At 37.4% G+C, this 14,670-nt stretch carries 11 protein-coding genes; all 11 read left to right on the top strand.

The features are described from left to right. Nucleotides 1-2,259, top strand: a complete 2,259-nt coding sequence (locus ACXAFE_RS20040; RefSeq protein WP_395390187.1) for a hypothetical protein — start codon at nt 1-3, stop codon at nt 2,257-2,259. Beyond that, the gene (locus ACXAFE_RS20045; protein WP_475157078.1) at nt 2,259-3,677 is read left to right on the top strand and encodes an AAA family ATPase; all 1,419 of its coding nucleotides are present in this window, start codon (nt 2,259-2,261) and stop codon (nt 3,675-3,677) included. Before ACXAFE_RS20040 ends, ACXAFE_RS20045 begins: the two co-directional genes overlap by 1 nt. Further along, nucleotides 3,674-4,627: a TniQ family protein gene (locus ACXAFE_RS20050; protein ID WP_475157082.1), complete on the top strand. Its 954-nt coding sequence runs from the start codon at nt 3,674-3,676 to the stop codon at nt 4,625-4,627. Before ACXAFE_RS20045 ends, ACXAFE_RS20050 begins: the two co-directional genes overlap by 4 nt. A 23-nt stretch (nt 4,628-4,650) precedes the next feature. Further along, nucleotides 4,651-6,099: a TnsD family Tn7-like transposition protein gene (locus tag ACXAFE_RS20055; protein WP_395390190.1), complete on the top strand. Its 1,449-nt coding sequence runs from the start codon at nt 4,651-4,653 to the stop codon at nt 6,097-6,099. A 71-nt stretch (nt 6,100-6,170) separates the two neighbouring features. Continuing rightward, nucleotides 6,171-6,386, top strand: coding sequence for a hypothetical protein (locus ACXAFE_RS20060; protein ID WP_395390191.1), 216 nt, complete (start codon nt 6,171-6,173; stop codon nt 6,384-6,386). A gap of 287 nt (nt 6,387-6,673) precedes the next feature. Next, entirely contained in the window at nt 6,674-7,069 is a 396-nt protein-coding gene (locus tag ACXAFE_RS20065) for a PDDEXK-like family protein (RefSeq protein WP_395390192.1), read from the top strand. 112 nt (nt 7,070-7,181) lie between these two features. Continuing rightward, nucleotides 7,182-10,919, top strand: coding sequence for an ATP-binding protein (locus ACXAFE_RS20070; protein ID WP_395390193.1), 3,738 nt, complete (start codon nt 7,182-7,184; stop codon nt 10,917-10,919). Continuing rightward, nucleotides 10,916-11,548 carry a condensin complex protein MksE gene (locus tag ACXAFE_RS20075; RefSeq protein ID WP_395390194.1) on the top strand — a complete coding sequence of 211 codons (633 nt, stop codon included), beginning with the start codon at nt 10,916-10,918 and terminating at the stop codon, nt 11,546-11,548. The genes ACXAFE_RS20070 and ACXAFE_RS20075 overlap by 4 nt, the downstream gene beginning before the upstream one ends. After that, complete coding sequence (locus ACXAFE_RS20080) at nt 11,548-12,789, top strand: hypothetical protein (RefSeq protein WP_395390195.1); 1,242 nt, start codon at nt 11,548-11,550, stop codon at nt 12,787-12,789. Before ACXAFE_RS20075 ends, ACXAFE_RS20080 begins: the two co-directional genes overlap by 1 nt. After that, nucleotides 12,782-13,678 carry a DUF7281 domain-containing protein gene (locus ACXAFE_RS20085; RefSeq protein ID WP_395390196.1) on the top strand — a complete coding sequence of 299 codons (897 nt, stop codon included), beginning with the start codon at nt 12,782-12,784 and terminating at the stop codon, nt 13,676-13,678. Before ACXAFE_RS20080 ends, ACXAFE_RS20085 begins: the two co-directional genes overlap by 8 nt. Further along, nucleotides 13,675-14,520, top strand: a complete 846-nt coding sequence (locus ACXAFE_RS20090; protein ID WP_395390197.1) for a helix-turn-helix transcriptional regulator — start codon at nt 13,675-13,677, stop codon at nt 14,518-14,520. Before ACXAFE_RS20085 ends, ACXAFE_RS20090 begins: the two co-directional genes overlap by 4 nt. Nucleotides 14,521-14,670 lie beyond the last annotated feature (150 nt).

Consider the following 14,670-nt stretch of genomic DNA (forward strand, 5'->3'; position numbering starts at 1 on the left):
ATGTTTCAACGTCATTCAATTGTTCGAACCGAAAATGACTCGATCAATTACCTAATTGTTGATGTGAATAATGCAGCAGGAAAACTCGCATTTTATGATTTGAATAAAGTCCCGCATCGTCGAAAGTCACTTTCAGCTTCCCCAAAGGCCTCACCAGTGCGTCCTCGACGGCAGCAAAGTAAACCAGACGTGATGTCGTTTGGAGAGTTTCAATCGACAATTAGTAACTATGATTATCAAGTGGTACGGGCGGAGTATGAAAATGGTCTTTACGTCCCAAAGAACCTCCCAAAGATGGAAAGAGATACCTTTATCCAAGAACGGACGCAGGCTGCCAATGATAATTATGAATTGATTAAGCCTATCTTAGAAGATAGCGAAAAGCTTTACGACTATTTATACGAAAAAGGGCAAGCTAATAAGCACATTAAGCAAATCAGCCTGGAAACTGGCGTTGCTACCGTGCAGATATCTCGTTTGTTAGCACAATACTTCTTTCGGGGTAAATGCAAAGCAGCCATGTACCCCAATTACCGCTATTGCGGTTGCAATTATCAACCTGTTAAACAAACGCATGAAAGTCTTAAAAAGCGTGGTAGGCCAGCGGAGTATACAGAATATCGAAACAGGCTGCCCCAGGATGAAGACAACATCAGAGAGTTTTTAAGAAAGCTCGGGAAAAAATTATTCAATCGGTTCAATTACACCCAACAGTATCGGTTATTTGATTTTTACTATCAAAGCGAAGAAGTGGCGACTGTAAACGAGAACGGTGACGAAACGACACGGCGCATACCGCTACTTCAGTCAGAGAGCATTAGCTTTTCTCAATACTATGCATTTACTAAAAAGCTAGAAAAAGACCGCACGTTCGTCTGGCGTAAGAATGGTGATAAGCACTTTTTAAAGGAATACGAAAGCCGTTTTGGCCGTGCAAGAGATGGCGTGCCAGGACCGTCATTCAGATATGAAATTGATGCGACTAGGGAGGATGTATATCTCATTTTTCCTTATTTCACTGAGCAACGCCTGTCTTCAGGGAGACCAGTAACTTACCGTGTAAGTTGTGTCTATTCCGGCATGGTTGCTGGTTTTCATGTGGGCATTGGGGGGCCTAATTGGGTGGGTGTAATGCAAGCTTTGTATAACGCCTTCACCGACAAGGTTGAGTTTTGTAAACGATACGGGGTTCATATTGAGCCCTGGCAATGGCCATGCGACGTATCGTGCAATGAGTTGACTATTGATAATGGTGTCGAATTTCCGAAAGAAAATATGGCGAATTTGCTTGACGAGAAATTGGGCGTCGACTGCATAAACTATACCGCAATCTACAGTGGTAAAAGCAAAGGCGGAGTTGAGGGAGGATTTGAAATTGATAAAAAAGACGTTATTCAATTCATGCCCGGCTATGTTGAACGCTTGCCTGAGCGGGGCGAACCGCATGCATCCAATTTCGCAACTTATACGTATGACGAATTTATGCGTTTGCTGATCATGCAGACATTGATTCGAAACAATGAGGTATTTAAAAACAACATTCACGACCAAGTCATGTCTGAAGAAGGGATTCCGTCAACCTCGTTAGCTGTATGGAATTTTGGCATGGAGCATTACATGAATAATGGCCGTGGTAAACGCTTTGCAAAAGAACAATACCTATTTGCCTTACTACCTTCAGGTAGGGCAGCTACCACCTCGCGTGGTATCAAGTTTAAGGGTCTTTATTATTCTTGCCCGTTTGCTAAATCAGAAGGATGGCTAACCGACAGTAAATCAAGAGCAGTTAAAACCTTGGATGTGCGTTACTTTGATGCCGATACAAATCGAATTTGGTATCGCCACGAGGGGAAAATATACGCTGCTACTTTAAATGATCATTCTGAAATATATCGTAATCGTACCTGGTTTGATGCTTTACATCGATTGAAATTATATGACAAAGAACGCGCGATTCAACAAGTGCGAGAGCGTGAGGCGCGTATGCAGCAACTTGACGCGACGTCTGAGTTGACGCGAGCAGCAAAAGAACGCCTGAAAGGGACTGGAAACGTAACTAAGGCACCCAAGCAACATATCTCGACGATGGCTTATATTCAAAAGCAAATGCAGGACAACGCAACAGCCCAACTCTTTAGAGACATCTTGAGCGTTGGAAATGATGGGCAGCTAGAAGTAACACCTAAATCTTTTACTATGCCAATTTTAGGAAAAAACACCAAACAGAAATTAGCTGAGATGTACGGAGGTGCAGAATAATGAAAATCAAAGAAGCAGAATATAAACCATACAAAATTACCAGTTTTCAAGGGAATCCGCTAATCGAAGCAATTGAACCTGCACTTTCGTTACAATGTTTTGCTAGCGATCTAACTCACAGAGTTATTAGTGAGGATTGTGCAGAAATAAGTGATTTCGAGCGGGAGCTTAGTGTTGAGTTAGTAGATCTAACTTATACCGTCCACCCTGAGCTGTATACGCTCTATAAGACGATTCTGAAGAACATATTGACTGGTTATTTGCATCGCAACCCCTTGTCAGTTGAAATGAAGGCTGAACAACATAAAGCCTCTGTTGAGAAAAGCTATCAGATTTCAGCAAGTATGAACCTTTCTAAATGCATATCTATTATCGGAGTTCCCGGCACAGGAAAGACATTGGCGGTAAGAAAATGCTTATCCTTGCTTCCTAAAGTCTTAAAGCATACTCAGTACAAAGATCAACGACTAATGCTTGACCAGATTGTTTTCGTTGAGTTCCAGGCACCAGTGACTAAAACGAGAAGAGGGTTTGTCTTAAGTTTTTTTAACGCAATTGACGAGGCCATAGGTACAAAGTATTACGATGAATGGAAAGGGAAAAGCATTGCAATACCTGTATTGATCCAAGAGGCGAAAAAGATTGCCTTGAATCACTCCCTAGGAATGGTTTTTATTGATGAGATCCAGCGCTGTGCCTCGAATGATTGTAACAAAGATGACTATTCGACTTTAGAATTTATTGATGACTTCTTTAATTCGGTGGGAGTGCCATTAATCGTTGCAGGTACACCAAAAGCTCGCCCTTTGTTTAATACCACGATGAGTACTACAAGACGTCTGAGTTCGTCACGCAAATTCAATTTTGATCCAATTAAGGATGATTTAGAGAGCTTAAAAAATGATGAGCCATCTTATTGGGATATATTTCTAAAAGGTTTCTACTATCCGAGTTTATTGAATGGAGAATTTGAGTTTGACGTACCATTTATGAGGCGAGTTTATGAGTTAACCGCAGGGTTGCCTGCTATGACAGCACGTTTGATGCGTTTGTCGTATGAGCAAGCGATTGAATCTGGCGAAGAAGTCTTGTCGATTGAGCTTTTAGAAGAGGTCTACCAAGATCAATTTGACTTAATTCATAATGCGCTGCTTTCACTTGCCACGGGAAATGATCTGGGATTTGAAGACATTTTACCTGAAGGTGAGTTTAAGTGCCCGACAGATAAGGCCATTGAGGATGCTATAGCCAGAGATATTGCATTTCACGAAAAACTAGCTCGAAAGAAAGGTGCGGATGATGGCGAAGTCTTAGAGTTTGAGGATATCGAACAAGATTATATGCCACTTGGTGATATGCGAAACTTGAAAGGCCTTCCGAAAGATGACTTGATAGCCCAGTTGGGAGTCTCATTATGATAGCGAGAAAGGCCGTATTGGCTAATATTGATATCATGCCTGATGAGCATATTTTGGGGCCACTAGGAAGGTTATATTTATATTCTTCATACAAATCCATCGGTGATGCAACGTTTGACATTTCGCTAGATTCAAAGTCATTAACACCTGGTGTCGTATGGCGCGAAAGTTATCGTGACATAGCAAAACACTGGCAGGGTGCTAGTGAGATATCTGAATTTATTGAGCGACATACTCTGGTAAATCTATATAACCCATTTTTGCCTTTGCAACACGAGCTTGATGATAACAGCAAGGTTTGTTTGATGCCGCCGGTGCATCGTGTTATTCGCAACACCATGACATGGCGTTATTGTAGCGTTTGTGTAGATGAAGATTTTGAAGCTCGCGGTTTTCCATATTTTCACCTTGAGCATCAATTACCGGGAGCAAGCTACTGTCAAAAGCATGGTAATGCACTTAAAGGTGGATGTCTTGGCTGTGGCAACAACTGGCAAAAGTTAGAACTTATTAAAACACCCTCAAGTGACGATCACTGCAACAAGTGTGCTACACCAATTTCTGCAATTTATAACTTTAGGGATGAAGATGCCGATTGGGTTCAGCAGACCGCCTTTAAGCTACTTAACGGTGAAAATAGTTCGCTGACATTGCGTAAGTTGCAAAAAGCTTATCGAGATTGGCTTGGCATAGGAGAGCGCCAAGGTGTTTTAAAGTTAAAAGAACGTCGCATAGTCGAGGAAGGGCAAGAATTTGTTGATAATAAGTTTGATCCACGACTTTACTCATTGTTTTTTACTAATGCTAAAGAGGGGCACTCGGTTAAACGGTCATCTGCATTATCTCTATATCAAGCGGCGTTTAATGATAGTGCGTTTCTTTCGCCGATAGTCCACCTAGTATTGATTCGTGCAATGTATGGTGAGCTGGATAATATTCCGAACATTTAAGTGCGGAGGCTGGGAAAAAATATATGAGTCGCGCTAATCAATTCACATTTTTTCCCAACCCAGCTCCTGGAGAAACTATTTATAGTTGGGTTAGCCGCTATCATTTGATGTCGGGCTATCATAGCTTCAGGGACAGAACAATGAAGGCTTTGGGTGTAAAAGAAGGTAGAGCATTTAATGAATTTCCTTCTTATCTTCCAAAACTTTCTCATGTAACACGTACCCCTTTGGACTATTTAATAACTCAAATGACACCTTATAACTATTATGCGAGTTTTTTACCAAATGATCTCAAGCGCAACTTATGGAAAAGTCTAGCTAGCGGTACGACAAAAAGTTTGCAGTCCCAGTTAGGTGCTGTTGCTAACCGGTTAACTCCTGGAGACAGTTTTTTTTGTTGTCGGCACTGTATTTCTGAGGATATTGAAAAATATGGTTTCCCTTTTTGGCACATGCACCATCAAATAACGGGGGTCACAGTATGCCCTATCCATCATGAAGCGTTACATACAATAAGACGGGTGAAATCTTCACCAATTATGCCTGAAGCATTTATCGAGCGTTCTTCGGGTTCAGTCGAAGAGCGCTATTCAAGAATTATTCAAAGTATGACTATAGCTTCTGAGCAAAACTTGATAATTGCTGACATACAAAAGAGTTATTATCGACGGCTTAACGATTTAGGGTTTATAACCATCGGTAAGCGGATTAGGTTCAAACAGCTTAGCAGCTATATTTATAAGCATTTAACACAAATCATGCCTTCTGATAGGGCATATATTTATTTGCTTTCACAGCTATCGAAAGGTCGTTATCCTCAATCTTTATTCTATTTAGCTAATTCCAATCATCACCCTTTAAAGCATGTTGTTTTAATTGAAGCATTATTTGGCAATTGGTCTTCCTTTATCTCTGAAGTCAAAAAACCAGTAGAGAATATACTGCTTGCTAAAGATTCGATTTCAAATCCCAAAAGAAACCTTCAGTTAAGTGATATAGCCATAGATATGTTAAAAAAGGGGGATAGTCTTCGATCAATTTCTAAAGTTGTTGGTATGAGTGTTTCCAGTATAAAGATACTTGCACAACGTTCCGGTTTTAATATTAGCACCCGCCCAAGCAAAGTATTTCCCTCAACGGAGAAGGCCATTCTCAGGGCATTGGCTTTAGGAAAAAAAACGTCAGATATTGCTAGTAAGTTCAACTTGTCTGTCGGTGCAATAGAGCAGGTATTACGCAAATACTCGACTCTTGTTCCATATAGGAAAAGATTACGCTTTTTGAAATCACAAATCATGCATAGAAATAACATAAAACAATTTATGGAGGCTAATCCAAATTGCACTAGAAATAGCATAAAAAAATTAATATCAGCCTCTTACATGTGGTTGTACAAACATGACAAAGCTTGGCTTTATAGTTCGCTACCGCCGGCTTTAGAGCGTCGAGAAAGGTTTAGAAACAATAATTGAGTTTTAGGGTGCATTGTATAAATAGCTTCCTAATTAGCTGCTCAAACTAATCGTTTTTGAAGGAGTTTAATATGAAACCAGAGATATTATTAGAACAAACCTTAGCTGAGTTTCCTGAACTAAAGGAAAGGCTTTTAAAGCTATACGATACCCCAGAACGAGTTTTAAATTGGTTAGGCAAGCCTAAGTGGCAACTTAACGGAAAGACCCCGGAAGAATGCTTAGACAGTGATTTTGAAGCAATAGTAAGCCTTCTCAATCAAATAGAGCGGGGTGATTTTTCATAACTGAGAACTTAGCTTAGGGCGTGCTATTCATACCCGATAAAATTCTTGAGATAAGTATTATGTTTTGCTAATTTAGAAGTGAGCTTTATCACAGGCAATACTGTCTGATAATAGTATTTATGCATAATACCCGTTACGGGAAATTGCAAGGTCGGCAGCCTTTCTATTAGATACAAACCTTAGGTTGTATGGTGATATTAAATTGGCGGTAATCGATAACGATACCGGGTTCGCAGCATATAGAGGTCCCTACTGGCCTGCGGCATTAATTTATATCGGATATAACTATGCCTGTAAAAAACTCAACTCCAGCAAATCAATCTTTAAAACATTACAAAAGCCTTTCTTATGAAACTCTAGCAGCAAGCTGGTTACTTAATGATGGCTGGGATGTTTTTCTTCCTATGATAGATCATGGTTTAAAAACCGATTTTGTTATCTCTGATGGTGATGACTTCTATCGTATCCAAGTTAAATCTGTTGAAACAAACGATGAAGAAATCCTTGTAGAAAATAAATGGGGGGACGCAAAAATTGATTACGTCATTTATTTTTCAAGAGTTGGCAACTGGGGATATATCACACCACCATTTAGACAAACACGAAAACGATTGAATGCGAAAGGGCATATCAGATTTCATCAACACCCTAAAAATTTTACTAAAGCGTTTAGGTTGATTTAATTGCAGAAATATTAATTTAGCTGTAAAAATAAACAGGTTTTATATATATTGTTTCGATGTATACTGATTTGGTGTATATGTTTATTGTGTTTTTAATCAGCTAAGGAAATTTATGAAGAACGGGTTAATAGCTATTTATCTTTCCGATTCATATTTTAAAGGGAAATTAACTAGAATTGGCTGTGAAGGCCATACTAACAATACTGGTGATAATGGTGCAGGAAAGACCACTTCATTAAACCTAATTCCTGTTTTTTATGGGTTATCTCCAGATAAGTTGATTCAAAAAGCAGGAAGTAAAAAATCATTTTTAGATTTTTATTTACCACGTTATCAATCTATGGTGGTTTTTGAATACATTCGTTTAGGACAAACATGCTGTGCGGTTATGTATAGAAAAACCGATAAAAGTTTTGCATATCGTTTTGTTCGTGGAGCTGCTGATGAAATATTGTTTAGTGATGACGCTAAAATACAGCTGAAAGAATGTAAAGAGGTTAAAAGCTGGCTTAAAGACTATGTGTCTATCAATGCTTTAGTAAGCAAGCAGATAGATACAACAATAGACTATCGAGCAATAATTCAAAACGACCTTAAAAGGCTTAAAATTCGTCGCTCTAAAGGGGCTTCTCTTTCTGTAGATGCATATGAGTTTTCATTATGTTCAACAGAAACTCATATGCAACACATTGAATCTCTCACTTCAGTATTAATGAAACATGACAGACTGTTGGAGCAATTCAAAACAATGGTTGTCGATAGTTTTTTAGTAGAGCAATTAGATATTGGAGAAGTTCCATTTAACAAAAAAAATGGTGAACTGATAAATGATCTTAAATCTCTGATTGAACTAAATAGTCATAACGAAAAATTTTCAAAAGCCATTAGTGAATATAATAATTTGTATGAAGTATGGGGGCGACTCATTTCATACAAATCACAACTCAATAGTTTATTGATTGAATGTAACGAGGAAATTAACGCTAAATCAAAAAGCAAAGAGGCTTTGGAACAGGAGTTAACAGAAAAACACAATGTTTATATCCGCAAACGAGAGCAGTTAAATGAAACTCTAAGTGCTAATAAAATTGAGCTGAAAACTGTAAAGGAGCATTTAGACAACCTTTATCTTCAAAGGGATAAATGGGATGAAGAAAATGTAAGTCAAAAAGAAGCCGAACTTGAGCAACTTGAGGATTACCGTAACGAATATAAGGTTGCTTCAGCGCATTATGACAATCTCTTGAACTCCGTTAAAAAAGAAAAAGATGAACATGAATTAAATAAGCTTAAATTAAAAGAAAAAGCTAGCAAAAAGGCTCAGGAATTAAAAGAAAAAATACATCTCATCGATAATGATTTGCACTCAAATGAGAAGAAGTCTAACGATAAAATTAATGCTTTTGAAAAGGAAAAAATACAAGAGCAAGAGCGGTATAAAAAGTCAATGGAAAATCAGCGGTTAGTGTTGCAAGACAAACTAGTTGAAGCTCGTGTATCAAGTCAGATGGCTACTAAGCTTACGGACGAGGAGATGGAATCTTCTAATAGTCAGCAAAAGAGGCTAACTGAAATTGAAACTGATTTAGAGGTCAGTGAAACTAAATTTGAACGTGTACAAGAGGAATTTAAATTAAAGCGTAAGGATAGAGACGCTTTACTTAACTCATACTCAAAAAAGAAAAAAGACGTAGAACGCCTCCAGTCGAAATTAGATGATATTACTAGACAACGTTACCCTTTACCTGGGTCTCTTAAAGAGTTTCTAAATAATAGTGGGTTAGCTTGGAGAGAAAGTATAGGCAAAGTCATTCTTCCTGAGCTTTTACTTAATACCAAATTGTCTCCAGAGCTTTATGACACGCAAAATTTTGATAACTTCTTTGGTATTTCTATTGATTTGAAGAACCTTCCTGATCAAGAAAGTGCCCTAAGTGATAAAGTCTTATCAGAACAATTAGAAGCTACTAAGCTCGACCTAAGCATTGCTGATGATGAAATTAAACAATTCGAAAAGCGTTTAAAAGTTGCTAATGATGAGATAAAGGAGTTTGAAAACACCGAACAAGAAATTAGTCGTCAAATAAAGCATATTAAAGATGAGCGAAACCGACTAAGAAGCTTTATTGCAACGCAAAAAGAGATATATAAATCGAATGGGCTTCAACGATTAAAATATGCAAAAGCAGCAGAAATTAAAGTCGCAGAAGACATTAAGCAATTGGAGAGTGCAATTGAACGTAATATTGCAGATATTGCCGCTAAATTTCATGAACTAATACTATCGGAGAAAGAGAGATTTTCGTTTGAAGAAGAAAAAGCACTTCAAAGTAAGGATGTTATTAACAAAAATATATCTCAGATAAATAATACTTTAGCGCAGCAATGTCATGACTTAGAAAAGCAATTTAAATCCTTATTAACAGATTTAAACATTGACACGAAAATGGAATCTGACGCTAAAAAACTTAAAGCTGAAAGTTTCGAAAAGCTAGAACGCGTTGAAGGTTACAGAGCGTTAGTAAATGAATTTAAAAGTTGGGAAAAGGTTGAATGGTCTCGTATAGATGACTTCAATAAACGGGACAGTACTATCTCTGCTGAAGTAAATAATCTTGAGCAAGGGTTAGAATCAAATCAGAAAAATTTTGATAGTGTAAAAGCTACTTTAGAAAGTAACATATCTTCATTAACAAAAAAGATTTCGACTTTAAGACAATCTGAAGAGTCGGCTCAAGGTTGCTTAAGTAACATAGATGCTCAGTTAGAGCTTGCCCCTGTTGATGTGCAACCTCTAGTTGTTGATGAGTCGGAAGCTCCTATTCTTTTATTTGAGAGTGTGAACCATTCCGTAACAGAAGCTTTGAGATTAAAGCGTTCAATTATCAAAGTAGTTAAGAATGTTGTTGCTTTTTTGAGCCAAACAAATAATAAAACTAAGATTAATGAATTATGGCTACAGCTTTATGATTCACGAAAAGAGCTAAGTAAATATGAGCCTCATGAAGAGGAGTTTTTCTTAGAGGTAATTCAAGATATAGCGACACTAATCGATACTTCTATACCTGACGTAACATCGATAACAATTGAGTCAATAAGAAGTGTTGGTGAGCAGGTGATACGTTTTTACCAGAGCTTGGACAGTCTAAATCGGAAAGTTAGCTCTGTATCCCAAACATTAGCAAACAACATAAATACTCAACATGAATTTCCTGCAATAGGTAATGTTGAAATTAGTTTAGTTTCAAAAATCAATGAGTATGACGTTTGGAAGGATCTAAAGAATTTCAATACATCCTGGTCGTCTTGGCAGGAGCTTGACAGAGGACAGCTGCCTAGTAATGATTTTTTGAACTCCTTTGCAGCAGTTATTGAAAGTTTGAAAGTATCCAAAGTTACTAGCGACATAGCCTCGCTAGTAGAGATAAACATCTCGCTAGAAGAAAACGGCAGATTAGTTAACATTCGAAATGACAATGACCTTAAAAATGTCAGTAGTACAGGGGTTTCAATGTTGGCCGTCATTGTTGTTTTCTGTGGAATGACTAGATATCTTTGTCGTGATGAAAATGTAAAAATTCATTGGCCACTAGATGAACTAGGCAAGCTATCTACACAAAATACAACACTTCTATTTAAGTTTATGGATAGGCATAACATTGCGCTTTTCTGTGCTCAGCCAAATCCACCGTCGGTACTAAGAAAATATTTCACAACTAAGAATCATTTAGTTAAAGATAAAGGGGTCTTTAGGTATACGGATTGGAAAAGCAATAAAAAGAACCCTTTGATTAATAACATTGGGCAATCAAATGGCCCCAGTGAAAAGTTAGAAGGAGCTAGCTCATGAGTGAACGTTTTGAGAGTTGCATTGAAGCCCTGTTGAACGGTGATGTTGTTTGTGAAGCCTCCCAACCAGACCTTTATCGCTATTTGTTAGATCATGAGAATTTAAATTCAATTCAAAAGTTTCTACATCAAATAGGTAGAAAGATAATTACAACAAGAGATAAAGCTGGCTTTTTTTGTGCATATAAGGATTTGTCTAATCCTAAGCACCGTGCTGATGTAAAACGTCAATTTGAAGCAATTCAAGCCTCTTTTGAAGGTCTGATACTTTGGCTTAGGTTAGTGAGAAGAACAGATCCAGATTCACGCCCTATTGAAGCCGGCTATCGTTTATTGGAGTCTGAATTACTTGCTGCAATAGAGGATTCTGCTTCACTGAATAGTCAATTAGATGAAATAGCTCATCGTCTCAGACGTGATCATAAATCAACTGAATCTAAATCTAAATTAAGAGGCATTTTAAAGTACTTAACAGAGCACGGCTTCCTAATAAGTGTTGGCGGTTCAGGTGCAGTTTATATTGCGACGGCCAAGTGGTCTCTTGTTTATGACCAGTTAGATTTTATTTGTCAGTTTGAAGGAATAGATACTTCTAAACCCAAAGATGAAGTACAAAAGGAAATGTTTTAATGAGCCGAAAAGATGAAGCTAAATCTGCAACAGGAGCATTACATAGAAACATTAATACTATTGACGATTCCTGCTTCATGGAACGAGGTCAAATAGCTGATATTCCTGAAAATGAATCAGCAATTAAGGCGTTGCAAAAAAATAATTTAGCTTATTATGTTGATGACTCAATGGGAGTGCAGGTACATAGTACGGTTAGAAGGTTGCTAAACCATGTTACCAAGCGGTATAGATTAAGGGAAACTCATCAAGCATTCGCTGGAATGATAGAAGAGTTAAGGCATGCGATTCAAAATTATCAATTTGCTAAAAATAAAAGCCAAGAAGATAAATTGTTATATCAAGATCAAATTCATGAATTTACTTTAGATATCATGAGTGAACTTACTGATACCGTTCAATCTTTTGCACATATAGTTGGGAATGAGTTTAGCACTATTTCGAGTATTGATATCAGGATACGAGAAACCACACGTTGTAAGAATGAAATCGCAAAATTGAATGAAGTTTTTAGTAGCCTTAGCGTTGCTGATATTAGAGATTGGGCGGGTGCCGATCTAATGTTAGAGAGGCTCCTAATGAAAACTTTAAAGAGCCATGTAGATAAGTGTTTAAAAGAGTTGAGTACGACAGCTCATCGCTTACTAGAAATGATCGCGAAATTAATTAAAGACAAAGAAGCGCAGCGTCTTAACCAATTAATAGATTCCTTTTATACCCATTACCAAAAGTATCCAAGCTATACACCAGATCTAAATTCGGTAATTGATTTACCCCCGTCTTTTAATCGTATCAATTCAATCACTATCAATAGCCGTGCTGATATTGATAGTGCAATTGATGAAGACGTTTTATCGGATATTGCTACTTCTGTTATGCAGAATGTTAGAAAAGAAATAATAAATAGTAATCAGGATGAAGAGGTTGAAGTTACTGATGGACGCAGTGAAACAATTGAGGGCGATATAGATACTCTTGAAGAGAATGTAGATTTCTTTTTTGATGCTTTATTAAATGAAGAAAGTGAGGTTAGCGAGCTAACTGCCTTAAAAGCCCATGAGTTACTTGAAGTTGATGCTGAACCAGAAGACTGGATGTTGTGTCTAATGGAGCACTATGAGGCGCAAAAATCAGAACTAACAGGAAAGATAAAATTAACTTTAGATGAAAAAATATTTATGCCTTTTGATGGTAATCACTTTGTTAGAGATATCTGCTTTCGTAGGGTAAAGCATGGATAAAATAAAAGTTCGAATGATTCAGGATGTCTTGCGACAACGTAAAAATATGGTCAATGACTCAAAGTTGTGGCGTGAAATATGTGACGAAGTTAATGTTGGTCAATTAAAAGGTAAGAAAATTAGCTTCACGTTTGATGACTTAAGCTCCCTAGAGTCATATGGAGACAACCTATATGGCTCATCAATTATCAATATTAATTTAGATGCTAAAGACAGAATGGAGTCCTCTGAAGATACCTCTGAAGATAAATGGTCGCAAAGAGGTGTGTTTGAAGAATTAATTTCAATGGCTAGAGCGCAAAGGCTGCCATTACCAGTGAAAGATGACTCTAGTTTTATTACTCCTTCTGGAGTTGTCACTAGTTTGAGTGTTGAAAAAATTGATACTGCAAAAATTGAATCATTATTAATCATAGAAAATGGGACATTAATGACCCATTGGAATGAATTAATCCCTTTACTACCAAAAGAATATCAATCCTCATTAATAGTCTATCGTGGACACGGTCAAAATCAGAATACGCTGATAGAGCTTATTGGTAAGCTTGCCGATGATACTCCTATTGGTGTTTTTTACGACTTTGACGGAGCTGGATTCGACATGGCATTAAACATAGCAGAGGTTAGAGCAATTGATATTCTTCATCCTTGTAAATGGAGTGAGCTCCATAAACTGTCTAGTGAAGAATTTAAAAAGCTGAATAAGCAAAACTCATTTGTTGCTCAAACTGTGCAGTTAAAGAATCGTATTAATTCAACATCGACCCCGAAACCAATAATGGATATGTTGCTTTACTTGAGAGAGCATCGCATTGCAATAACTCAAGAGCATTTGATTAAGCATCAGTATTCAATTTCAAAAACAGACAACATAAGAATAATAAAATGAAACCTGTAATCATATCTGTAGCTAGAGAAAGCCGTTTCAAAGCCATTGAGATTCTTGCTTATTGGGAAGGAGCTGTTAATGCAACTCGTTTATCTAAACTTTTTGGGGTGACAGTTGGCAATATAACTAAAGATATGGTGAATTACCGAGAGCTATATCCTGACAATTTGGCATATAACAAAACTCAGAAGCGCTTTGAGCCTAAAGATAACTTTCGATCACACCACACTGATTCAAAATGGAATGAGTATGAATTATTCGTTAGTTATTATGCCAATATTTACCGAGAAAACTTTTGGTCCTCATCTGCTTTAGAACTGGGACCTAGTTCAAGGTTTAATGCTGAACCGGAAATAGTCAGGGCTGTATCTCAAGCAATCTCGGGTAAGCAGTCAATAGAAATTGAATATTTTTCAATGACATCTCCTAAAGGTAGTAAGAGGACTATTCATCCATTTGCAATAGCAAATAGCGGATTGAGGTGGCATTGCCGTGCGTATGATGAATTAAGTGGTGAATTTAGAGATTTTCATCTAGGGCGAATTACAAAAGCTAGAGTTTCTGCGACATCAAATATCGATAGTAGCAATGATAAAGCATGGCATACAAATATTGAACTGACTATTGGAACACACCCGGAGTTATCATCAGAACAAAGAAAGGTAATAATGATGGAACATGGAGGCGGTAAAACATTCAATATAACTGTACGAGCTTCTATGGTTGAGTACACACTTCAAAATTACCTTATAAGTAAAGAACCTTTTGAAGGAGAGCCGAAAGCTCGGCCTTTATATTTAGTAAACTTAAATGATGTAAAAAAATGGCTTTATCAAGTCTAAAAATGGATGCACACCAATTAAGAATTAATAAATATCCAATCTAAAGCCCAAACTCTCAAGATTATGTTTGAGACTTATTCGGATTGGTTTCATTGGTTGAACGTGAAGACCCTTAAAAATATTTCTTTAACCGATTGAAAGGTTAGTCCA

It is taken from the genome of Pseudoalteromonas sp. ABV4_021, assembly GCF_056159365.1.

Bases quoted from the DNA above. Each gene is read 5' to 3' on its own strand.
- ACXAFE_RS20040 (WP_395390187.1), top strand. From the start codon at position 1: ATGTTTCAACGTCATTCAATTGTTCGAACCGAAAATGACTCGATCAAT.
- ACXAFE_RS20045 (WP_475157078.1), top strand. From the start codon at position 2,259: ATGAAAATCAAAGAAGCAGAATATAAACCATACAAAATTACCAGTTTT.
- ACXAFE_RS20050 (WP_475157082.1), top strand. From the start codon at position 3,674: ATGATAGCGAGAAAGGCCGTATTGGCTAATATTGATATCATGCCTGAT.
- ACXAFE_RS20055 (WP_395390190.1), top strand. From the start codon at position 4,651: ATGAGTCGCGCTAATCAATTCACATTTTTTCCCAACCCAGCTCCTGGA.
- ACXAFE_RS20060 (WP_395390191.1), top strand. From the start codon at position 6,171: ATGAAACCAGAGATATTATTAGAACAAACCTTAGCTGAGTTTCCTGAA.
- ACXAFE_RS20065 (WP_395390192.1), top strand. From the start codon at position 6,674: ATGCCTGTAAAAAACTCAACTCCAGCAAATCAATCTTTAAAACATTAC.
- ACXAFE_RS20070 (WP_395390193.1), top strand. From the start codon at position 7,182: ATGAAGAACGGGTTAATAGCTATTTATCTTTCCGATTCATATTTTAAA.
- ACXAFE_RS20075 (WP_395390194.1), top strand. From the start codon at position 10,916: ATGAGTGAACGTTTTGAGAGTTGCATTGAAGCCCTGTTGAACGGTGAT.
- ACXAFE_RS20080 (WP_395390195.1), top strand. From the start codon at position 11,548: ATGAGCCGAAAAGATGAAGCTAAATCTGCAACAGGAGCATTACATAGA.
- ACXAFE_RS20085 (WP_395390196.1), top strand. From the start codon at position 12,782: ATGGATAAAATAAAAGTTCGAATGATTCAGGATGTCTTGCGACAACGT.
- ACXAFE_RS20090 (WP_395390197.1), top strand. From the start codon at position 13,675: ATGAAACCTGTAATCATATCTGTAGCTAGAGAAAGCCGTTTCAAAGCC.